Origin of the sequence: Acinetobacter pecorum, assembly GCF_014837015.1 — a bacterium.
Lineage (GTDB): Bacteria > Pseudomonadota > Gammaproteobacteria > Pseudomonadales > Moraxellaceae > Acinetobacter > Acinetobacter pecorum.
Genome location: NZ_JACSPT010000002.1, coordinates 78,329 through 101,066 on the forward strand (window position 1 = coordinate 78,329; position 22,738 = coordinate 101,066).

The 22,738-nt window shown below is 42.9% G+C and carries 22 protein-coding genes; 10 read left to right on the plus strand and 12 right to left on the minus strand.

All coding sequences use genetic code 11. From position 1 onward, the window contains the following. The first annotated feature begins 282 nt into the window (after positions 1-282). Complete coding sequence (locus tag H9629_RS01900; protein ID WP_064095608.1) at positions 283-2,091, plus strand: YadA-like family protein; 1,809 nt, start codon at positions 283-285, stop codon at positions 2,089-2,091. Between the two features lie 69 nt (positions 2,092-2,160). Here H9629_RS01900 and H9629_RS01905 read toward each other — a convergent pair whose 3' ends face one another. Then, a complete protein-coding gene (locus H9629_RS01905) occupies positions 2,161-2,655 on the minus strand; it encodes a copper resistance protein NlpE (protein WP_064095607.1) in 495 nt (164 codons plus the stop codon). A gap of 240 nt (positions 2,656-2,895) precedes the next feature. Here H9629_RS01905 and H9629_RS01910 point away from each other — a divergent pair, with 240 nt between their 5' ends. Further along, complete coding sequence (locus tag H9629_RS01910) at positions 2,896-4,050, plus strand: helix-turn-helix transcriptional regulator (RefSeq protein WP_064095606.1); 1,155 nt, start codon at positions 2,896-2,898, stop codon at positions 4,048-4,050. 388 nt (positions 4,051-4,438) lie between these two features. Next, positions 4,439-5,023: a 1-acyl-sn-glycerol-3-phosphate acyltransferase gene (locus H9629_RS01915; protein ID WP_064095807.1), complete on the plus strand. Its 585-nt coding sequence runs from the start codon at positions 4,439-4,441 to the stop codon at positions 5,021-5,023. A gap of 68 nt (positions 5,024-5,091) precedes the next feature. On the opposite strand, the gene H9629_RS01920 is transcribed toward H9629_RS01915, so the two are convergent. From H9629_RS01920 to H9629_RS01930, 3 genes are all read right to left on the minus strand, one after another. Further along, a complete protein-coding gene (locus tag H9629_RS01920; RefSeq protein WP_064101474.1) occupies positions 5,092-5,418 on the minus strand; it encodes a hypothetical protein in 327 nt (108 codons plus the stop codon). 132 nt (positions 5,419-5,550) lie between these two features. Beyond that, positions 5,551-6,312: a 3-oxoacyl-ACP reductase gene (locus H9629_RS01925; protein ID WP_191730444.1), complete on the minus strand. Its 762-nt coding sequence runs from the start codon at positions 6,310-6,312 to the stop codon at positions 5,551-5,553. A 98-nt stretch (positions 6,313-6,410) separates the two neighbouring features. Continuing rightward, complete coding sequence (locus H9629_RS01930; RefSeq protein WP_191730445.1) at positions 6,411-7,145, minus strand: sulfite exporter TauE/SafE family protein; 735 nt, start codon at positions 7,143-7,145, stop codon at positions 6,411-6,413. Between the two features lie 244 nt (positions 7,146-7,389). Between H9629_RS01930 and H9629_RS01935 the strand changes: the two genes are divergently transcribed. Further along, positions 7,390-7,632, plus strand: a complete 243-nt coding sequence (locus H9629_RS01935; RefSeq protein ID WP_191730446.1) for a hypothetical protein — start codon at positions 7,390-7,392, stop codon at positions 7,630-7,632. Between the two features lie 87 nt (positions 7,633-7,719). Here H9629_RS01935 and rsmD read toward each other — a convergent pair whose 3' ends face one another. Together rsmD and mrdA are read right to left on the minus strand one after the other, a co-directional pair. Then, positions 7,720-8,277 carry a 16S rRNA (guanine(966)-N(2))-methyltransferase RsmD gene (gene rsmD / locus H9629_RS01940; protein WP_064095601.1) on the minus strand — a complete coding sequence of 186 codons (558 nt, stop codon included), beginning with the start codon at positions 8,275-8,277 and terminating at the stop codon, positions 7,720-7,722. Between the two features lie 2 nt (positions 8,278-8,279). After that, complete coding sequence (mrdA, locus tag H9629_RS01945) at positions 8,280-10,331, minus strand: penicillin-binding protein 2 (protein WP_064101472.1); 2,052 nt, start codon at positions 10,329-10,331, stop codon at positions 8,280-8,282. A gap of 237 nt (positions 10,332-10,568) precedes the next feature. Here mrdA and H9629_RS01950 point away from each other — a divergent pair, with 237 nt between their 5' ends. The 4 genes from H9629_RS01950 to H9629_RS01965 all read left to right on the plus strand — a co-directional run bounded on the left by H9629_RS01950 (position 10,569) and on the right by H9629_RS01965 (position 13,502). Then, positions 10,569-11,087: a hypothetical protein gene (locus H9629_RS01950; RefSeq protein ID WP_064101471.1), complete on the plus strand. Its 519-nt coding sequence runs from the start codon at positions 10,569-10,571 to the stop codon at positions 11,085-11,087. Between the two features lie 65 nt (positions 11,088-11,152). After that, the gene (locus H9629_RS01955) at positions 11,153-12,469 is read left to right on the plus strand and encodes a hypothetical protein (protein ID WP_064101470.1); all 1,317 of its coding nucleotides are present in this window, start codon (positions 11,153-11,155) and stop codon (positions 12,467-12,469) included. Between the two features lie 75 nt (positions 12,470-12,544). After that, positions 12,545-13,204 (plus strand): adenylate kinase, encoded by a 660-nt coding sequence (gene adk / locus H9629_RS01960; RefSeq protein ID WP_064095597.1) that lies wholly within the window; start codon positions 12,545-12,547, stop codon positions 13,202-13,204. Positions 13,205-13,292: 88 nt separating this feature from the next. Further along, positions 13,293-13,502: a hypothetical protein gene (locus H9629_RS01965; protein WP_064101469.1), complete on the plus strand. Its 210-nt coding sequence runs from the start codon at positions 13,293-13,295 to the stop codon at positions 13,500-13,502. Positions 13,503-13,537: 35 nt separating this feature from the next. On the opposite strand, the gene nth is transcribed toward H9629_RS01965, so the two are convergent. Continuing rightward, complete coding sequence (gene nth / locus H9629_RS01970) at positions 13,538-14,251, minus strand: endonuclease III (protein WP_064101468.1); 714 nt, start codon at positions 14,249-14,251, stop codon at positions 13,538-13,540. A gap of 1 nt (position 14,252) precedes the next feature. Then, on the minus strand, positions 14,253-15,044 hold the full coding sequence (locus H9629_RS01975) for an RnfABCDGE type electron transport complex subunit B (RefSeq protein ID WP_191730447.1): 792 nt from the start codon (positions 15,042-15,044) through the stop codon (positions 14,253-14,255). A 349-nt stretch (positions 15,045-15,393) separates the two neighbouring features. On the opposite strand from H9629_RS01975, the gene gdhA reads away from it, so the two are divergent. Continuing rightward, positions 15,394-16,737, plus strand: a complete 1,344-nt coding sequence (gdhA, locus tag H9629_RS01980) for an NADP-specific glutamate dehydrogenase (protein ID WP_064101466.1) — start codon at positions 15,394-15,396, stop codon at positions 16,735-16,737. 67 nt (positions 16,738-16,804) lie between these two features. On the opposite strand, the gene H9629_RS01985 is transcribed toward gdhA, so the two are convergent. From H9629_RS01985 to rlmH, 3 genes are all read right to left on the minus strand, one after another. Then, positions 16,805-17,587 (minus strand): META and DUF4377 domain-containing protein, encoded by a 783-nt coding sequence (locus H9629_RS01985; protein ID WP_064101465.1) that lies wholly within the window; start codon positions 17,585-17,587, stop codon positions 16,805-16,807. 135 nt (positions 17,588-17,722) lie between these two features. Further along, positions 17,723-18,499 carry a dioxygenase family protein gene (locus H9629_RS01990; protein WP_064101464.1) on the minus strand — a complete coding sequence of 259 codons (777 nt, stop codon included), beginning with the start codon at positions 18,497-18,499 and terminating at the stop codon, positions 17,723-17,725. Between the two features lie 106 nt (positions 18,500-18,605). Next, complete coding sequence (gene rlmH, locus H9629_RS01995; RefSeq protein ID WP_064095590.1) at positions 18,606-19,088, minus strand: 23S rRNA (pseudouridine(1915)-N(3))-methyltransferase RlmH; 483 nt, start codon at positions 19,086-19,088, stop codon at positions 18,606-18,608. Positions 19,089-19,255: 167 nt separating this feature from the next. Between rlmH and H9629_RS02000 the strand changes: the two genes are divergently transcribed. After that, on the plus strand, positions 19,256-20,188 hold the full coding sequence (locus H9629_RS02000) for a M28 family peptidase (protein ID WP_081408783.1): 933 nt from the start codon (positions 19,256-19,258) through the stop codon (positions 20,186-20,188). A gap of 69 nt (positions 20,189-20,257) precedes the next feature. Here the strand turns inward: H9629_RS02000 and lon are convergent, their stop codons facing one another. After that, positions 20,258-22,684, minus strand: coding sequence for an endopeptidase La (gene lon, locus H9629_RS02005; protein WP_064095588.1), 2,427 nt, complete (start codon positions 22,682-22,684; stop codon positions 20,258-20,260). Positions 22,685-22,738 lie beyond the last annotated feature (54 nt).

Here is a 22,738-nt window from a genome sequence, read left to right on the forward strand (position 1 = left end):
TTTATATATATTTTTTTGCGTATCGTATTTTATAATTAACTAATTGAAATTAATAAATATTTATATTTTGTTAATACCTCTAGGTAATTATTGCTTTAAAATTAAATCAAATATTGATTGATATTATTGTTTCTTTTTGTTTATTATTGCTGCAGAACCGCTATGACAGCGGTTTGTAGTGGATGGCAGTCTCCAGAACAACCAGACATTCAAATCAGTTTTGCTGGTTTACATCAATCCTAGGGTAGACCAGTCTTTTTATAAAAATTGAAGGAAATTTATATGAAATTTCAAAAGACATTATTGGCAGCAACTTTAGCATTTGCAGCTTTCACTTCTACAAATGCAGCACTTAATAATTTACCTGATCCAGTGAAAGCAGATGCTTGGGTTTATCAGAATGCTGAAGGTGATGTGGTACTTAAGTTAGCCAATGGTAATGAGGGATATGAGTACTGGAACCTTGAATTTAATGAAGATACAAATAAATACGAATTTGGTTCGGTTGTAGCAAATGGTCAATTACCTGCAGGTTATGAATTAGCGTTAGGGGGTCAAGTAGACTCTCAAACCGATTCTGATGCTGGTGGTGTAGTTGATCATGGTATTACGCCTAACAATAATGATGAAGGTGTTCTGCATGTTTGGTCTCAATCTCAAAACCAAACAGGTACTGCTGCATATGAAGAGAAATTTGTAGAAGGTACATTCATTAGTGCTGATGGTAATGTTGTTATCGAAGTGGAAGCATATAATGCAGAAGGTGGCAACCAAGTAAATACTGGTACTGTTAATACTTTAGTAGCTGGCGCTTTACCAAATGAATTAACTGGTAAATCTAATACGCAGTTGGAAACTCACGGAGTTTTAGCCTATAACCTTGACTTTGCTGCTAATGGTAAAGTTACAGGTACTGGTGCTGCATTAACACATAATGGCTTGGGTCTAGCTTCTGTATCAGATTTTGATGGGCAGGCTTACGATAATATAGAGATTGATGCTACTAAAGGTACTGTGACAGCTTCCATCACAAAACCAAATGCTGATGTAGAAAAGTTCGAAACACGTTCATACCGAGATGACAAAGATAATACCTATTTTGAACTTGTAGGTAAGGGGCTGTATCAAGTAAATCAAGATGGGACTGTTTCTGCATCAAATGCAAAAATTAGCACACTTACACAATATGCGACAGGTGTAGCAGACGTTGCTACTGGTACAACTGAAAGTACGACGGTAACTAAGAGTGTTAATTCTAACGCAGTTGTTTATGGCGAATCTAAAAGTACTCAAGCAAGCGCAACAAATGTGCTTATAAGTAGCGCAGTTGCAGGTGGCATTTTTGAAGAAGGCGACCGTTTCGGTTTAGGTGATGTAGGTACAACTACAGAAGTATCTTCCCAATCAGTAACTACTGGTATTGTAAAATCTGAAGATGGTAAAAATACTTATGGTGTAGTTGTTTCTCAAAAAGAAACTGGTAAAGCAGATAAGTTCACAGAAGTAAATGCAGATGGTATCAACACTACAGGCGTAATTAATGCTGCTGACTTCCAGATCGGTGGTGTAAGTATCGTTCAAAATATTCAAACTTCTGTAGGTGAAGCAACTCAGGAAGTTGTGGCACAAGTTGAAACTCAATTAGCTGCAAATCAAACATTCGTAACCGAAGCTGTAGCTGCAGTTGATGCAGGTTTAACAGCAGCGGCAACAGACCGCCAGGCGATTCGTGCTGCAGCTGTAGAGGGGGATGCAGCAACTTTAGCCTCTGCAAATGCTTATACTGATAATGCAGTTGCAGGATTCAATAGCCGTGTTGGTCAATTGAACAGCCGTATTGATGATGTAGAGAAGACTTCTTACCGTGGTATCGCTATCGCGTTAGCGACTCAACAACAAATTCCTAACATCGGTGCTGGTCAGTACGCAGTGTTTGGCGGTGTAGGTCACTATGAAGGTGAATCTGCTGCTGCTCTAGGTGTTGCAAGTGTTCTTGCTGATGGTCGTACTTCTCTAAGCGCTGCACTTGGTTTCGGTGGTAGCGAAGTTGGTGGTCGTGTAGGTGTTTCATATGTGTTTGGCGGTAAATAATTTAAGCTTAGCCTGATTGAAACTAAAAAATCCCCGCAATTGCGGGGATTTTTTTATATGTTTACAAAATTAAGATGCAGATTTTTTAACTAATTTATAATTTAAATTACTGTCAATTTTTTTACCTGATTCTACATCACGTGCTTCAATAAAATTTTCACCCACAAAAAACTTACGATTGTCAGCATGGTTATCTAGAGTAATGATTGACGGATCTTGAGGGTCAAAACTGAAACTTCCTTTAGTCTCAAACTCATTCTTTCCAGTTTTACCCAAATATTCTTCATTGAGCTCATAGGTTTTATCCGGATGTAGGTCTAATTCAACTTTAATTCCTTCGCAGTCAGCACAAGGGAAAACACCTCCGTATTCACCCGCCCAGTCTAGTGAGGTTTGTGCGCTATCAGCACGAGCCATGTTGGTATCTGCAGTGTTTTTTTCCATGGTTGCCGGGCTTGATTCAGCATTATTATTCATCGGTTCATTATTATTTGGCTTTGAACATGCGCTTAAGGCTACTGCAAGCGTGACTGCTGTCGCTGCAATAAGTGGTAGTTTTTTCATTGTTCGGACCTTATTGATTTAGTTGCTATCACTTAGCTTAAAAGTAGTCTGTACAGATAACTAGGGCAATCCTGTTAATGTTTGATTCATTAGGTGAATGAGGCTGAAGTTACTCCTAGTTGAATAGAATTAAATAATTTTTATCAAAGTTCAAAGTAACTTTATGCTGTTTCGTTCTGGGATTCTGAACGCTATTATTAAGAAAATAATGATAATGATAATGATAAAGAGCAGAGGATAATGAAGTTAGAACGAGAAAATAATCTGATCGCAAAAATTTATGATGCTGCTTTATTGCCGAATCTATGGCTGGATGTAATCAAAGATATTGTGAACCATACTAAAAGCAAGAGCGCAATTTTTACCGGTCTGGATCAGCTTAATCCAGGTTATGATTTTGTGTATACGCATAATATCCCAAATGAAACTCTGGCCGCTTATCAAGATGACCGAATCAGAGTAGTTGATATGAAACTGCATATGCCATTATGGAATGGAAGCGAGATAGGAGAGGCATTAAGTCAAAGCTGTCAGCATTATGCCCAGCATCCGGGAACCGATCACTATGTATTCTATGAAAAATGTTTAAAACCGAGTGGTATCTGTCATCTGGCAGGAGTACTGCTGGATCGGGGGAATTATCGTTGGGCAGTATTGGGTATTCATCGTACACGTGAAGTGCAGCCTTTTGCACAGGTTGAGCTGGATTTTTTAAGGCGTATCAGTCTCCATTTACGTCGGGCTTTGCAAATTCATCGGCAAATCAATGTCATCCAGCAAGATAATTTAAGCTTGTATACGGTACTGGATAATTTCAAGACAGGAATTTTACTGCTGGACCAAAATTTGTGTTTAAGCTATTCCAATCCGGTTGCACAAAAGATGCTAGATCAAAGTTCATGTCTTGATTTAGATATGCATAATCGTCTGAAAGCCGCTTCTGGGCAGCAGACACGTCTCGATCAATTGCTGGAAAGTGCTTTACTCGAAGATGCGGCTATTCACACAGAAGCAGGCGGGGTTCTGGCGCTAAGTGATACTATGGGCGCGCAACTCATGCTTACAGTGGTGCCCTTTAAGAAATTAAGGAATATGCAACATCTACAGTCTGCCCAACATCAGGTTGCATTATTTATGACCCATAAAAGCCAGCATTATTCACTTTCAAGAGCTTATCTACAACAGTGCTATCAACTTTCTAAACGGGAATTTGATTTATGTGAGTTGTTGATTAATGGATATAAAATAGAAGATATTGCAGAGCAGTGTGGCATTACCCTTAGTTCGGTTCGGACTTATTTTAAAAATATCTATGAAAAAACCCATTGTTGTTCGCAAATCGAGCTGATGCATTTATTGATGGGCTGTACGATTCATTTTGAACATGTTGATTAAAATAGTTAAATTTAACTTTAAAATTTAATCGAGTTTAGCCAAATTATTTGGCCTACTCTGAGTAAAATGAGTGCTTATATCTACAGTTGAAAATATGATGATTATCATAATATTTGAGAGACATACTTGATTTTTGCCAGCCTGTTGCAGGGCTTTCAAGGTCTGAATCTTCCTTTATTTCGTACCATTTTAAAGCTAAGAGCATAAATCGTTTTATGATTTATTTATCAGTGGGGAATTAAATATTAGAACTATAAATTAATCTTTCATTTGAAAAATCTAATTATACAAATATAGATTAATTGGTTGTTTATTGATCTTTTTGCACTATCTATATTTGCTTAGGTTGTTAAAATTCGCGCAATTTTGAATAGAATTGGTGCGTGACGTGTTTGAGAAGTTAGCAGAACAAAGCCTGAATATACTGGGTTGGAAAATTGACAATCACTGGCCATTAGATTTAGATCAATGTGTCATGATTGCTGCGCCACATACCAGTAATTGGGATGCACTTTATGCGCGTCTGGCTTTGAAAGCATTAGGTGTGAATGTTCGCTTAACCATTAAAGACAGTTATATGAAGTTTCCATTGGGGCCTTTTGTTCGGGCTATGGGTGGAATCGGTATTGATCGCCGACCTAAACAGCCGGGGGAGCCTCGTCCGAGTATGGTTCAGGTGATGTCGGAATTATTCAAGACCCATCCGAAACTGGTCATGCTGGTCACGCCAGAAGCGACCCGAGCCAAGCAGGAACAGTGGAAGACGGGTTTTTATCATGTCGCCATCAATGCCGGTGTGCCAATTGCATTGGCCTATATGGACTATGCCAAGAAAAAAACTGGTGTAGGAAAAATTGTCTATCCGACGGGGGATTATGAAAAGGATATGGCAGAAATCATGGCATTTTATGCAGATATTGAACCAAAATTCCCTGAATGCTTCAGTGTAGATCAGCGCTATTATCAGAGTTAAAATTAGGTTGGAAAAAAGCAGGAAAATATTTCCTGCTTTTTTTTCGTCTAATCTTAAAATTGACAGGCTTAAGATGCATTTTCAGAAGCGGGTAAAATTCCTCCCAGGTTTTGGCAGGCATCTTTATACAAAGCATATTGTTGTTCCACTACCTCATGTAGCGGTAGATCAAACAGCTTTTCACCCTGATGATACTGTTTGATATAAGACTCGACTTTGGATTTGCTGCTGTACAACATCTGCTGATAATAGTCATTCATACTGCTATGTGGCATTTGTGCGGTATCTACCTTGGCACAGTGGAAATTTCGCAGTAATTGTTCGGATTTTTTCAAATCGCTGGACATACAACCTGCCAGCAGCAAGGTACTGAGCAATGTCGTGATAAATTTCATGAAAGTAGGCAAAAGGTTTTATGAGAACGCTCTATTGTAGAAGTAAAAACTGTTCCAAAAACCTTTTTAATCTACCAAATGGTTAAAAAATAGAATAATAGAATTTTAAAATCAATTGCATGCACTAACCGCCTAACCTTTGACCAGACCGCCATCTACAATCAGGTTTTGTCCTGTGACTGCACGTGAATAAGGTGACAGAAACATCAGAATTGCAGCGGCAAATTCTTCGGGAGTAATCACACGGCGTAAAGGGGTCGATTGAGCAATCAGGTCAAAGACAAAGTCAGGTGTGGCCTTACTGGCATCTGTGGTTTGTAACAGGCCGCCAGAAAGCATATTTACATTAATACCATACTGTCCCAAATCCTGTGCCGTAGTACGGGTAAACGCCAATAATGCGGCTTTGGCAGCAGTATAGTCATGATAAGGAACTACCGGATTTTGCACGAGGTTTGTACCAATATTCACAATCCGGCCAAATCCTGCCTGTTTCATATCATCCAGTGCGGCTTGGGTGGTATTTAAAGCTGCCTGTACTGCACCGCTGAACTGCTGTTGCAACATTTCCCAAGTGAGTGTTTCAACTTTAGGCCGTGCATCGCCATTAAATTGAAATTGAATCAACGCATTATTAACTATCGTATGAATTGCTTCCCCGAAATGATTTTTTGCCGCGGCAAATAAAGCGCATACCTGATCAGCTTGGGTAACATCTGCCTGATAAATAAATACCTGTGCAGGATATTGTTGGGCCAGCTGTTCAGCTTGCTGCCGACTGCTATGATAGTTGACGACCACGCGCGCACCCTCAGCGAGTAAAGCTCGGGTAATGGCTAAACCCAAACCACGTGCACCGCCAGTAACAAGAACGATCTGATCACGAATCTGCATAATGATGATCTGTATTGCGAAAGAATGGCCTTAAAATAGCATTTATCTTGATAGATTCAAGCTTTAGAGGGGAAACAGGGCGTGGCTTTTTCTTATGCCTAAATGAATTGAGATGCTAATAGAAAACAGCCAGTGCTAAAAAGTAAACTTAAGATAATACGTTTAAATAGTAATTCTGAAATTTTATAAAATAATTTTGCGCCTAGAATCGCCGGAAAGCTCACAAAAACAATCAGCAAGGCCATATAAGGTAAATGGCTTTGATTAATCAGGCCTTGCCATAGATACGTACCCAACGTGAAAAGCTGAATGGCAAAATTGAAATGCCGCAAAATATAGCGCTGCTGCGCTTTGGGTAATTGCTTTAGCATGACCCAGGCTGAAGGAATAGCGCCGCAAAAACCACCCAGTCCGCCTAAGATGCCACCCATGAAGCCTATACCACTATCCGCTAATTTTCCTGAATGCTGAATCATTTTAAGTTGTGGGCTAAGCAGCATCACCGGGCACCACAGCACCAGAAAAAATCCCAGAACCGTTTTGAAGGTATCTGCTTGAATGATCTGCAATAGATAAGTACCAAGCGGTACTCCGATCAGGCCGGCAATCAGATAAGGCAGTACCAACTGTCTGGATAAAAGGGGTTGCGTCTGTTCCTGACTCAGTGAAATCACATGACTCCAGACCGAAGCAAATACCAGCAGGGGCGCGGCCAGTTGCGGAGCTAATACCCAAACCCAGAAAGACATGGCAATCAGGGCAAAGGCAAAACCAGTCAGTCCCTGAACAAAACCTGCGACCATCGCACCAAAAATAAATAACAACCAGGTCATAAGGATCGGTACGAAATTAAAGTCAGTAGTATTAAAAAGATAACTGGAAAAACCAAGTACTTGCTTAGTGGTATTTATGCAAATCTCAGTGCAAATTGATATAAACGCCAGGGAATTTAGTTCTTGTCTGCATCGGAAATCAAGAAATCAGAGCATAAAATAAAACAAGAATCCAACAGGGAGTTTCTGAATTGTCAATTAAATTGCCCGATACTGAAAACTGTACAGCATAGAGGTAATAAACATGATGAAAATAGCAATATTGCTTTCTGTATTGGCAGTCTCATTAACCGGTTGTGTTTCGGATCCTCACGATGATTATCGTGGTCATAAAGATCGGGATAGGCATCATGATCGACCACATGGTGACCGGGACTGGAATAACAACAAAGATCGTCCTGACTGGAATAACAACAAAGACCGTCCTAACTGGAATAATCCCGGCCAAAACAATCGGAATCCGCCACCTCCATCTCCGACCCGTTAATTGCTCTGTTATCCGCTCATTAATTTTTAAACCCTATGATTTGACCAAAAGGATTTCTTATTACAGGAATCCTTTTAAATTTTGGTCTTACAGATGCGTTTTTTGATAGAGTCCTGCACGGACCATTCCGGCTTTGGTATTTTTAATTAAACGCCATGAGGCGGGTAATTTAAGAGATTGCAGATCGCGGTCCGCTTCTACATAAATATAAGCATTATCCTTGATCAGATGATTTGCCTGTTCAGACAAGGTTTCCCATAAATTCAGGCTATACGGCGGATCTAGAAAAACCAGATCAAATTGTGTCTGCAGCGTGGGCAAAACTTGTTGCGCAGTAGCTACTTTCAATTGGGCACGTGTCTTGGTGACTTTCAATAGTTCCAGATTCTGAGTTAAAAATTGAGCCTGAGTACGATCAGGTTCAATCATCACCACTGAGGCAGCGCCACGAGATAATGCCTCAAAAGCCAATGCCCCTGAACCGGCACACATATCCAGAACCTGGGCATTTTGCACCTCCCACATCAGCCAGTTAAATAGAGTTTCCCGGACACGGTCAGGCGTCGGGCGCAAACCCTCAATACTGGCAAAAGGTAGTTGACGACGTTTCCAGTCACCACCAATAATTCGAAGCTGGTTTTTCATCTTTAATCTCGTTCTACCGGTATCGGAGCATGAGGCGCTGCGGGAGATGCAGCAGTATTTGTAGAAGCCGGAGCAGGAGGAGCGGACTGGGTACTGGCTGGAGCTGCACTAGAGGCTGCATCCTGACTTAGCATACCTGCACCACTTGGTAATTCAGCTGGCTTGATTCCGGCTGTCATCAGGCCGCCACTTAATTGGTGTCCCTGTGGGCGTATTGGATTTTTATCTTTATGCAGTAACCAGTAATCGAAAATTGGCCGGGCCAAGGCAGTGGCCGCACTACCACCACGACCATTTTCCAGAATGACTGCGATTGCAATTTCGGGCTGTTCAGCAGGGGCAAAACCGACAAAAAGACCGTGATCCAACTGACGGTCGGTCAACAGGGATTCATTGTAGCGTTTGCCCTGAGCAATACTTTTAACCTGTGCTGTCCCGGTTTTACCCGCAATAGAGTATTGCAGGCCGCTTTTGATGCCTCGACCTGTACCCGACTGAATGACATCTACCATCGCCTCACGCATCTTGATCCAGTCTTCTTCCTGACCGTTAAAATCGATCTTGCCATGAGTACCATTATGTACCTTGAATGGTTTGGCACCGCGACTTTCACGCAGCACATGAGGAATAACTTTATTACCCTGGTTGGCGGTAATCGCAGTGGCCATAGCCAGCTGTAACGGTGTGGAGGTAAAAGCGCCCTGACCAATACTGACAGAAATGGTTTCACCACGTGACCATTTGGCATTACGGGTACGCATCTTCCATTCCGGGCTAGGATAAAGTCCGGAACTTTCACTTGGTAAATCGACCCCGGTTTTTTCGCCAAAGCCAAACTGACGCATCCAGGTGTTCATTTTTTCAATGCCCATGCGGTAGGACATGACATAGAAATAGGTATCACAGGACACAATTTGTGCTTTATGCATATTTACTGAGCCATGCCCGGTTTTTTTATGGTCACGGAAGCGGTGACTGTCACCAGGCAAGGTGAAATAGCCTGGATCCGAGATAGCGGTATTCCAGTCCACCAGGCCATAATGTAGTCCGCCCAGACCAAACATCGGCTTGATGGTAGAACCGGGTGGATAGGTACCCTGTACAGCACGATTATAGAGAGGCTGATCGAGGTTATCACGTAAACCGCTGTAGTCCTTGGTACTGATTCCGGTTACAAACAGATTCGGATTAAAACTTGGGCTGGATACTAGCGCCAGAATTTCTCCAGTCTTGGGATTCATCGCTACAATTGCGCCACGACGCCCAGCCAGCTGTTCTGAAGCTACTACCTGTAAGCCGTAATCGAGTGACAGGAACAGGTCATTACCGCGCACCGGATCCTTGCGGCCCAGATGACGTAGCACATTACCAAAGGCATCGGCCTCTACCGATTCATTTCCTGGCACACCATGCAGAAGCTCTTCATAGGATTTTTCCACCCCGATCTTTCCGATCAGGTTGGTTCCGGCGTACAGGTCCTTATCAATAGCCTTAAGTTCTTTGTCATTAATTCGACCTACATAACCAATCACATGCGCGAACAGATCACCATGCGGGTAGTAGCGGGTCATCTGGGTTTCAATATTCACGCCCGGAAACTGATATTTCACTTCACTAAAACGGGCAATATCATTTTCATTCAGATTGAGCTTGATCGAAACCCGTTCGGTCTTACGTGCTGTTTTAATACGGGTTTGAAAGCGTTCCAGGTCTTCTTCGGTCAGTTCCAGAATTGGTTTCAGGCGTTCGAGTGTCTGGTCAATGTCTTGTACATCGGCACGACTTAAAGTGGCAGTAAAGACTGGATAGTTGTCGGCCAACAATACGCCGTTACGGTCATAAATATAACCGCGTGCTGGGGGTAGGGGCTGCAAGCGAATCCGGTTCTCGTCCGAAGCCGTACTAAAGCTTTCAAAGTTGAACAGTTGCAAATAGGCATAGCGGCTGACCAGCAGCAGCATAAAGAAAATCACAATTCCCATGGAAATCAAGACTCGATTGCGATAGATGCGCTTTTCTTGTTGTGCATTTTTTAAAGGAAAGTGCTGCTTCATACGCGATCGACTTAAGACCTGAGAGTGATTGAAAAGAATCAAAGTGGAATATTCTAACGCAAGTACACTTGATTTGATAATGAAAAACTGACCTTGTCATCAGTTCTATAAGCTTTGACTTTGCAGACATTAAAATTGTAAAGTGCTGTATACAAGAGTTGTGATAATTCTGCTAGAGTAAAATCCAATAAAAATAGGACTATACCAAAAACTATAATTAAGGAAGATGGTGAAGGAATGAACAAGGTTTACCCTTTGTTAGCGTTTGCATTTTGGGCGAATGGGGCTTATGCACATGATCAAATCAATACTACTGCTGCTAAAATAGAACCTGAGCCGGCAAAAGCCTTTAATGTTGGCGTTGGTATTACCCAGGAATTGATACACTTAAATACTGAATGGGTTAATCCTTACGGGATTGCTTATGTGAAAGGTGGGGTTTTTCTGAATGATGACCATAAGATAGGAGCACAGGCTGGCTTTCGTTATCCGGCCTATCTCACTGGTAAAGACAATAATGGTTATTATGTCGGGGCTTATGCAGGGCATATTGATAGCAGGCGGATTGACAATGAGTACAAGACCCGCTTAGGTGCCGGTATTGACTTGGCTTATGTTTTGCTTAGTTCTGAACGGATCAGCAGTTTTAGTGTGGGGATCGGTGTGGGGGAGAAACTCGAAGACCGAACTGGTTTTGTTGTGGCTGAAACAGAACCCCGACTACAATTTTCCTATACTTTAAGTATCGGTTTATAGACAAAATATTCGACCTTATTAATATGTGTATTCTGTGAACAAAAAATTAAATATGGAAATTATGCATGCTTGAGTACATCAACGAGTTGTGGCAAGCCTTTGTAAATCGCCCAGATTTTTGGGCCGTGCTCAGCATTATTCCGGTGACTGCATTTGTAACCTGGGCTCACGTCTGGATGGCACTGAAAATGGTCTTTTATCCGATCAATTTTTGGGGTTTTCATTTAGGGCCCATTCCTATCGGCTGGCAGGGAATTGTGCCACGCAAAGCTGGGCGTATTTCAGGCATTATTACCGATAATACACTCTCAAAACTAGGTTCCATCCGTGAGTTCTTACAGGCGATGGATCCCGATGACATGGCACGGATCATTGGGGAGCAGGTTGGCTTTGAACTGGAACACCTGATTGATGAAGTCATGATGGATCGCAATGCGGTCCTTTGGGAAAACCTACCTTTTGCCATCAAGCGCAGAATTTATGCACAAGCACAGAAACAAATGCCGGCAATTTTACGTGAATTAGTGACTGAGCTGACCATGAACGTCGAGTCACTTGTGGATATGCGTGAAATGGTGGTCAGCCAGATGGAAGGTGACCGCCGACTTATGGTACGCATGTTCCTGAAAGTGGGTCAAAAAGAGATCAATTTCATCTGGCATATCAGTGCGCTCATCGGGATGTTCTTTGGTATTTTCCAGATGATTGTCTGGTTTGTGGTGCCTTGGCACTGGACCGTACCGTTCTGGGCTGCCATCTGGGGCTTTTTGACCAACTGGATTGCCATCTGGATGGTCTTCAACCCACTAGAACCACATCCGGTAAAATACCTGCAATTCTTTAGCCGTACCGCAGATCGCAAGTTTCCATGGATCAAACCGGTGATTCCTCGTATCGGCACCTATAACATACAAGGCGCATTTATGAAACGTCAGGATGAAGTCTCTGACGTCTTCGCAAGTGTAGTCACAGAAGATCTGATTACGTTAAAATCGATCATGACCGAGATGATGTATGGCGGCAGAAAAGATAAAACCCGCCGCATTATCAAACGTCATATTAATGAAATTATGGAAACACCCCTGGTCAGAACCTCTTTACAGCTGTCTTTAGGACCAAAAGAGTATGCAAAACTCAAGACGGACTTGATCGATCGCTCGATTGAAATTACGATGGTACCTGTATGCGACCCAGCATTTAATGCGAGCCGTGCACAGAAAATCTATCAAATGTTTAGAGACCGCATACGTGAGTTGACTCCGAAGGAGTTTCAGAATCTTTTACGTCCTGCATTTCAGGAAGATGAATGGATTCTGATTTTATTGGGTGGGGTAACCGGTTTTGTCGCGGGTTTAATCCATTTGTTTGTGGCTTTCTTATAATGAGATGCCGGGGGACACAATCGGGTGATTGTGGTCGTGGCGTCATACATATTGTTTAAATGAGGATGTTTATATATGCGCATTATCTTACTCGGACCACCTGGAGCAGGTAAAGGTACACAAGCTCAGTTGATCTGTAAGCGCTACAATATCCCACAAATTTCAACCGGTGATATGCTCCGTGCTGCAATTCGTGAAGGAACTGAATTAGGTCTACAAGCTAAAAGTGTCATGGACAATGGCGGTTTGGTTTCTGATGAGTTGATCATTGGTCTGGTCAAGGAACGTATTGCGCAACCTGACTGTGTAAACGGCTGCATCTTTGATGGTTTCCCGCGTACCATTCCTCAAGCAGAAGCCTTGGAAAAAGAAGGCATTGCAATTGATCACGTGATTGAAATTGATGTGCCAGATGAAGAAATCGTTCAACGTCTGTCAGGCCGTCGTCAGCATCCGGCGTCTGGTCGTGTTTATCACACCGTTTACAACCCGCCAAAAGTGGAAGGTAAAGATGATGAAACAGGTGAAGATCTGGTTCAGCGTCCTGATGACCAGGAAGAAACAATTCGTAAGCGTCTAGGTTCTTACCACACTGAAACTGAACAGCTGGTGGGTTTCTACCAAGGCCGTGCAGCATCTGGGGAAAATGCACCGACTTATGACAAGCTGAATGGCTTGCGTCCAATCGACGAAGTTCAAAAAGATCTTTTCGCGATTTTAGATCAATCAAAATAATCATTAACCGATTATTTTGACAATCGAAGAGCCCTAAGCCATATTAGGGCTCTTTTTTGTTGTGTATTTAAACAGGGTGCTTGCTGCTATGAAATTTGGCATATTGGTATTAATGGTTATATTGCTGGCAGTAGTGGTGGGTTTGTTCTATATCAGTTTTAAAATACTTAACAAGGTACGCCAGGAAGAACGGGCAGAAAATGCCGGAAAAGTACCGGCACGTCAGTTACATCCCAAATTACAGGCAGAACTTCAACAGAAGCACGAACAAGAGCAGGCTGAGCAAAATAATAAATAAATGCTTTGAGGTACTCTAAACGAAAAAAGCTGAGCTTAAGTTTCAGCTTCAATATTTTTCACCGGAATTGCACGATCTGCACCAAACTCAAACCGGTCCGGCCAGTTACATACATCTGCAACTACACATTCATGGCATTTCGGTTTACGTGCAACACAGCAATAACGGCCATGTAAAATCAGCCAGTGATGTGAATCAATAATAAATTCTTTTGGAATGACCTTCACTAAACGATGCTCGACCTCAAGCACATTTTTACCAACTGCCAGTCCAGTACGGTTACCGACCCGGAAAATATGTGTATCGACCGCCATGGTCGGCTGACCAAAGGCCGTATTCAGTACCACATTCGCCGTTTTACGACCTACACCCGGCAGGGCTTCCAGATCCGCACGATTATCCGGTACCACGCTGTTGTGCTTCTGAATCAGCATTTCACAGGCTTTAATCACATTGACTGCTTTTGAGTTATATAAACCAATGGTCTTGATATATTCCTTCAAACCATCGACACCTAGCGCATAAATTGCTTCCGGTGTATTGGCGACTGGAAACAGTTTGTCTGTGGCTTTGTTGACACTGACATCTGTGGCTTGGGCTGACAGCGTGACTGCGACCAGCAATTCAAAGGGATTAGCATAATTCAGCTCGGTTTTTGGATTGGGTCGCTGTTCACGCAGGCGTTCAAAAAAGGTCTGAATCTGTTTTTTGGTCATGTTTTTAACGGGCTTGGCCTTGGCAATTGTCATGTTATCCCTGTAAAGCCTGTAATTGCTGTGTCAATTCTTCTAACTGGGCGCGCTTTCGGGCATCTTCACGAACTGAGAGTTGTTTTTCCAGTTTTTTAATTTGGGTACGTAGTTTTGCCAGTTCAATCGTGGTCTTGGAATCAAGTGATACGGGGGCATTCTCTGGCTTGCTCGCGACTTCAATCACGGGGAGTTGCTCATTTAAAGCTGAGAAACGGGCAAACAGGGCAGTATCGATTTCTGCACGGACCACAGGTCCTTTACGATCGGTACGCCGTTTTTCTTCACGCTGGATGTGCGCATAGTAACGCTGACGCAGATCATCCTGTTCTGCAATGCGCTGTGCTTCAGTCGGTAAGGGTTGTTGATCTTCAACCAGATCGATGCAGTCTACTGGACAAGGCGGGATACAAAGCTCACAACCGGTACACAGGTCAGTAAGCACTGTATGCATCAGTTTACCTGAGCCAATAATTGCATCGACCGGGCAGGCACTAATACATTTGGTACAGCCAATACATTCATCTTCACGAATAACCGCTTTCATGCGCTGGGGACGACCATCGGCTTGAACTGGCCAGACGCTTTCTTCAGCCGGTAGTTTAGAGCGATTTAATAATACGGCCAGAGCATCGGCAACAGGCTGCCCGCCAGGTACACATTTGTTGGCATCTTCACCCTCAGCAATCGACTGGGCATAAGGTAAACATCCGTCACGGTGACCGCAGAGTCCACATTGGGTTTGAGGGAGTAAAGTATCAATCGATTGGACCAGAGAAATAGGCGAATTCATGTATAACCAGCATTACTCATGGCAAGCATGAGAGAGTAAGTGAAACAAAATATGTCGATTTATTAATTTTAACATGTTTTTTGGATACTGAGTGGTGCACGAATTGAGGTCATTTTATGCCTTATTTTTAGGCATAAAATGACAATTAGGTATTGATTCAATTGGTATTTAATAACCTAGAAAAAATATTCATAATCAATATAAATATTTGTTATCAAATTAATTTTAAAGTATTTTCAAAAAAAGTATTGTAGATTGGTTACAAAAGATATTTAATATTTTGCGCCAAAATTTAACATTGATTGTAAATTTGACCAATTTTGATCCATTTTCTGCTGAGGATTAAGCGTTGAAATACAACACACTTAATGAGTTCCTAGATTACGTAAAATCACGTGATGCACATCAACCAGAATTTCTTCAAGCTGTAGAAGAAGTGATGACCAGTTTGTGGCCGTTCATTGAAAAGAATCCACAATACGCAGCACATGGTTTGCTAGAGCGTCTAGTTGAGCCAGAACGTGCGATCCAGTTCCGAGTTTCTTGGGTAGATGACCAAGGTCAAACTCAGGTAAACCGTGCGTTCCGCGTACAGTACAACTCAGCGATCGGTCCATTCAAAGGTGGTATGCGTTTCCACCCTTCAGTGAATCTTTCAATCCTAAAATTTTTAGGCTTTGAGCAAACATTTAAAAATGCTTTAACCACACTTCCTATGGGTGGTGGTAAAGGCGGTTCTGATTTTGACCCTAAAGGCAAATCAGAAGGCGAAATCATGCGTTTCTGCCAAGCTTTAATGATCGAGCTGTATCGTCACCTTGGTGCGAACACAGATATCCCTGCAGGTGATATTGGTGTAGGCGGTCGTGAAGTGGGCTACATGGCCGGCATGATGAAAAAATTAAGTAACGACACTGCATGTGTATTCACTGGTAAAGGCTTAACTTTCGGTGGTTCATTGGCACGTCCGGAAGCAACGGGTTACGGTACTGTGTATTTCGCTGAGGAAATGCTCAAGTCTCGTGGCGAAAGCTTCAAGGATAAAGTCGTTGCGATTTCAGGTTCTGGTAACGTTGCGCAATATGCTGCTGAAAAAGCAATGTACCTTGGTGCGAAAGTAGTTTCACTTTCGGATTCTGCGGGTACAGTTTACGTTAAAGACGGTTTCACTGAGGCGCTTCTTGCTGAAGTTATGGAACTTAAGAATGTAAAACGTGGCCGTATTTCAGAGTTTGCCTCTAAACATGGTTTCGAATATCTTGAAGGCCAACGTCCTTGGGGTATTAAGTGTGATATCGCACTGCCATGTGCAACGCAAAATGAACTGGATGCAGACGATGCTGCTGCACTTCTTGCCAATGGCGTAATCTGTGTAGCTGAAGGTGCAAACATGCCTTCTACGCTTGAAGCGGTTGAGAAATTCGTTGAAGCGAAAATTCTTTATGCGCCAGGTAAAGCATCAAATGCAGGTGGTGTAGCAACTTCTGGTCTGGAAATGTCTCAAAACGCATTGCGTTTAGGTTGGACTTTCGAAGAAGTTGACGAGCGCTTACACGCGATCATGAAAGAAATTCACCGTAACTGCGTAAAATTCGGTACTAAGGAAGACGGTACTGTGAACTATGTGGACGGTGCAAACATTGCGGGCTTCGTAAAAGTTGCTGATGCTATGCTTGCTCAAGGCGTATTCTAAGTCTGACTTAGTCTAAGCTGAAAAAACCGAGGTATTTACCTCGGTTTTTTTATTTTTATTTTTTGCTTTAGAGGGTGGTTTTTACCACTTCACGCTCTACTGCCATATCAAATACATAGGCGTATTTAGACTGGTCTGCAGCCGGATTCTTAATTTCATAACGCTTTACCCGGATAATCTGACGCTCATCTGGTGAGTGCTGAAAGCCTTCAATCTGGTCATAGAATAAAGTCCAGTCTTTATCGACCTGAGTCTTTAAACCTTTATCATCATATTTAATTTCTTTCACCTGTAAACAGGTTTGTAGAGCTACCCCGGTACAGGTTTTGGTTTGTGGAGAAATTTCCAGAAAAATAGTTTCTGCCTGCCCTTGGTATTTGGTTTCCGGGGTCATTTTTCCAGTAAAAATATATTTTTTCCCATCGGCTGCAGTAATGCTTAATTTTGGCTGATTAGAATCACTGAGATCTAAGCTGAAAAGAATATCACGCTTTTGCAAAAGCTGGCTGACAAAACGTTCCTGCTCCATCAGTGCTGCATCACAAGCCATTTCGGTGCCTACGACTTCGCTGGTCGTGATGATATTGTTTTTGACTGACCATGTCGTTGCGAGTCCATTACAGCTCGTAACGGCGTTCAGCCGGCCTTGAGCATCAAAATGGAGTACGATGGGTCGTTCTAGTCCACGATCCAGTTCCCAGGTATAAGCAGACAGGATTTGCGCTGGTGTTTTTAATGTAGTCGATGGAGTGGAAATAGCTGTATCTCCTGAAGTCGCAGGAAGATGAGAGGATTGACACGCAATTAAAGCTAAAGGGAGCAGAGCAAGTGCAAAAATTCTTGATTTCATCAGTGTAATTCTATGTGCTAAATTTCAACGTGATTATAATCAGGAGATTAGCGAAAAATATTGATACAAATCGTAGCTTTTGCTAACAAAATGTATCCAAATCAGAAGCTAAACTTAAAAGCTCGGTATTATCGGCTAGTCGAAGCGGTAAATATCCATTCCTAATGCACCCATGCTAAAGCTGCTATGCACGACACTGAAGCGGTTTCCAGTACCCATAGCAAAGAATAAGGGCGCAAAGTGTTCCAAGGTTGGATGATTACGCTTGATATGGGGTAACGTTTGCCAGTCCAGTACGGCATCAAAATCACTATGAACCAGTTTATTCACTACGTAATTACGGAAAGTTGAGGCCCATTCAGGAACCTCATCGGTATTTCCCTGCCAAGACAGTTCCCGCAAATTATGAGTAATACTGCCTGATCCAATCAGAAATACCTGCTGTTCACGCAAAGGTGCCAAGGTCTGACCAATTCTGTAAATATCTTCAGCACTCATCGTGATTGGTAAAGAAATTTCAACCACTGGAATATCTGCTTCTGGATACATATGCAATAGAGGCATCCAGACACCATGATCTCGCGGGCGGGTACTATTGGCATGTGCAGAAAAACCGGCATTGGCCAATAAGCCTAGCACTTGCTCAGCCAGTTCGGGATTTCCAGGAGCCGGGTAGCGTAATTCATACAACTCAGGTGGAAAACCGCGGAAGTCATGCCAGGTTTCAGGACGGATGCCGGTATTCACCTCAAGCGCTTCGCTTTCCCAGTGTGCCGACATGACAATAATCGCAGTTGGACGTGGCAGATTCAGGCTTAAGCGACGCAATGCTGGGCCTACCTGCTCGGGATTGAGTGCTAGCATGGGCGAGCCATGAGAAATAAATAAGCCCGGCAAGGTCTGTAAGTTCATAAGTCAAACCACATTAGTTGAATGTTTTAATCATGCAATAAAAACAGGGATAAAGGCAGGGGTAATAATTCAACAAAACGTTGCATATACAGAACGCATTATTAAATTATCCCGCTCGATGATAGGGATGGTTATGATTGATGCTCATGGCACGATAGAGCTGCTCAATCAGCATGACACGTACCAGAGGATGCGGCAGGGTTAACTTCGACAAGGACCAGTGCCATGCCGCAGCTTTACGCACGGCTTCCGAGTGACCATCCGGTCCACCGATCGCAAGTGCCACATCATTGCCTTCCAGCATCCAGCTTTTCATGGTTTCAGCCAGTTTTTCAGTACTGAATTCACGTCCGCCTACTTCTAGCGCGATCAGGATTTCATTCTGCTTCAGTGCATTTAAAATGCTATCACCCTCAATATTGCGGTATTTCAGAATATCTGCTTCAGAATCATTTTTCCCGCGCTTGGCCATCGGCAGTTCAATAATCTGGGTCTGTACAAAAGGCTGAATACGTTTGAAATAATCTTCAAAACCAGTCAACACCCAAGCTGGCATTTTTTGACCAATGGTCAGAATACGGATTTTCATACAGGCAGATCAATAATTGGATACTTCATTATAACGATCAAACAACATGAATTTGAACCAGGAAACAAATTGAAATTGAAAGGGGGGATTTAGTGTTGCTTTAATGTCCGTAGTTCAAGTATCCGCTTGATAAAGGAATGGAATAATAATAAATGCGGAACAGTGTCATGATAAAAGGATGTTGTACTGTGCTCCTGTTACTGCTTGGTCTCATGGGTTCAAGCCTATGTATGGCCAGCTCAAGCAAAAGTGCTCAAGTCCCCCATCTGGAATTGTTTTTTAGCCAGATTATGAATGTGGATGAATACCGGAATTATAAAAATATTAAGGAGCTGAATCGGGTGTCTGCCTGGATCAAAGGGCAGATGCAGCGTCTGGGTGTCCCATGTCAGTATCAGGTTTATGTGGTCAATAACTTGAGTTACCGGAATGTCGTCTGTCAAATCAATACTCAAGCCAAAACCAAGATGGTAATGGGAGCACATTATGATGTTTTCAGTGCCCGATATGGGGCTGACAATAATGCATCAGGTGTAGCGGGTCTGCTGGAAACGGCAAGACTACTTGCTTTGCAAAAATCCAGACTCAAGCATGATATTGAATTTGCTTTCTATACCTTGGAAGAGCCACCCTTTTTTAAGACAGAACACATGGGCAGTTATATACATGCCAAATCATTAAAAGTGCAAAAACAGAAAATTAAAGGCGTGGTGATTCTGGATTCGATTGGCTATTTTGATGAACATCAGGTACAGAGTTATCCAGTCGGATTAAAATGGATTTATCCACGAAATGGCAACTTTATTGCATCAATTGGACATTTGGCCTCAACCGGCCTGACCGGCGATTATTGTGATGCTATGCAACGGCTTAACAGGTTGGATTGTCAGCGTTTTGTCAGTCCAAGTTTTGCTCAGGATATGAGTTTCTCGGGCTATCTGAATTATACCAAATTCAATTATTCAACTATGCTGATCACCGATACTGCGAATTATCGCAATCCTTATTACAACACCGAACTGGACACCTTAGACAAGCTGGACTTGAACAAGATGACGTATGTGATTGATGGGCTGGTTGCTATGGCGCTACAGCCATAATTGAGTTAAGTGGCTTTTTACCCAATAAAAAAACCCTGCCGGAGCAGGGTTTTTAGGAATCAGCAGGTCTTAATGACGTGCTGCTTTCGCTTCTTCTTTGGTTTTCACAATTGGCGGTTTAACCAATGCTTTTGGCAAGGAGGTCAATGCCAGCGGTAAAATCTCATCAATTGATTTTACTGCTTTGATCTCTAAACCTTCTTTGACATTTTCTGGGATTTCCGCCAGGTCACGTACGTTTTCCTGTGGAATGAATACCAGCTTGATGCCACCACGATGGGCTGCCAGAAGTTTCTCTTTCAAGCCACCGATACGTAGTGCACGACCGCCCAGACTGGTTTCACCTGTCATCGCGATATCCGGACGAATCGGAATACCGGTGAAGGCAGATACCAGTGCAGTGGTGAGTGCCAAACCTGCCGATGGACCATCTTTTGGTGTCGCACCTTCAGGTAAATGCACATGCACATCAGTTTCTTCAAAGCGAGAGGCTTCGATGCCGAGTTCATCTGCACGGGTACGCACAACAGTCATGGCAGTGGTAATCGATTCTTTCATGACATCGCCAAGAGAACCGGTAGTAATAAACTTACCTTTACCCGGAACTGCAGCAACCTCAATAGTCAGTAACTCACCACCGACAGAAGTCCAAGCCAGACCGTTCACACGACCGATTTGTGCTTCTTCTTCCGCCATACCATAGTCAAATTTGTGTGGACCCAGGTATTCTGGAAGATTAACTGCTGTTACATCTACCTCAAGATTTTTAGCTTTCTTGCTGACTGCTTCTTTTACCACTTTACGTGCAATTTTTGACACTTCACGTTCAAGATTACGAACCCCGGCTTCACGGGTGTAATGGCGCACGATATCACGAATGGCTTCTTCGTGAACTGTAAGCTCTTTAGAACGTAAGCCATTGTTCTTGATTGCTTTAGGAACCAGATAGCGCTCAGCAATATTCACTTTTTCTTCTTCGGTATAACCCGGAAGACGAATCACTTCCATACGGTCCAGCAGCGCCTCAGGAATGTTCATGCTGTTCGCAGTACAGATAAACATCACTTCTGACAGGTCAAGATCGAGATCAAGGTAATGATCACTGAACTTGCTGTTTTGTGATGGATCTAGTACTTCAAGCATCGCAGAAGCAGGATCACCACGGTAGTCTTGTGCCATCTTGTCGATTTCATCAAGCAGGAACAACGGGTTCTTCACACCTACTTTAATTAAAGACTGCACGATTTTACCTGGCATCGCACCGATATAGGTACGACGGTGACCACGAATCTCGGCTTCATCACGTACACCACCCAACGCCATACGGACAAACTCACGACCGGTCGCCTTGGCAATGGATTCGCCCAGTGATGTTTTACCGACACCTGGAGGACCAACCAGACATAGAATCGGACCGCGCAATTTTTTCACACGTGACTGAACAGCAAGATATTCCACAATACGATCTTTGACATCGTCCAGACCATAATGGTCTGCATCCAGAATTTCCTGCGCCTTGTTCAGGTTAATGCTGACTTTGCTGGCCTTATTCCATGGTGTATCCAGAATGACTTCAAGATAGTTGCGTACCACGGCAGCTTCACTTGAAGCAGGCTGCATTGCTTTCAGCTTGCGGAACTCGTTTTCTGCTTTCTTGCGTACATGCTCAGGCAAATCTGCTTCAGCAAGACGTTTTTCAATTTCGGCGACATCATCTTCTGCACCGCCGTTCATATCAGAAAGCTCGCGCTGAATGACTTTCATTTTTTCATTCAGGAAGTATTCGCGCTGGTTCTTTTCCATCTGACGTTTAACAGAGTCATGCAAGGTTTGCTCGATCTGCTGTTCTTCAGACTGTTGCAATAGATAAGTCATTAATTCAGTTAAATGCGCTTCGAACTCGTCCTGTTCCAGGAACTTTTGTTTCACTTCAATATTCAATGGAACACGGGTTGCAACGAAGAACAATAACTGTAATAAATCTTCAATTTTGTTGGCTGCAGTGATCAGTTCACGTGCATTACGTAACTTCGCTTCTGCATATTGAGCGAAAAGCGCACGTAATTCTTGCAAGCGCACAGCTTGCGTGTCTTTATCCATCGTAACTGTCATTGGGCTGAGTTCATGCTCTGCTGTCAGATACTCGTTTTCGTCAATGATCGTTTTCAGCTTGGCACGATGCAGTCCTTCAATCAGGACTTTAATACAGTTTTCATCATTTTCGTGATTCACAACTTGCACAATCTTCGCGACAGTACCGTATTGATATAAATTGTCGTGATCAATTTCTTCTGTAAGCGAATCTTTTTGTGCAACCACAAATACTAGATTGTCACTGTTACGAGCCACATCAACTGCATTGATCGATTTTTCACGACCGACAAACAGCGCAATTTGCATGTGCGGATAAACCACCACATCACGCAGCGCCAAAAGGGGTAGTACACTTGGAACCTGCGGCTCTAAGGTTTCTGGATTCATGATAATTTCAGACATGGGCACTCCTAATGAGTGACAACGGTGTTGCCATGCTTTTAATAGTGATGGGTA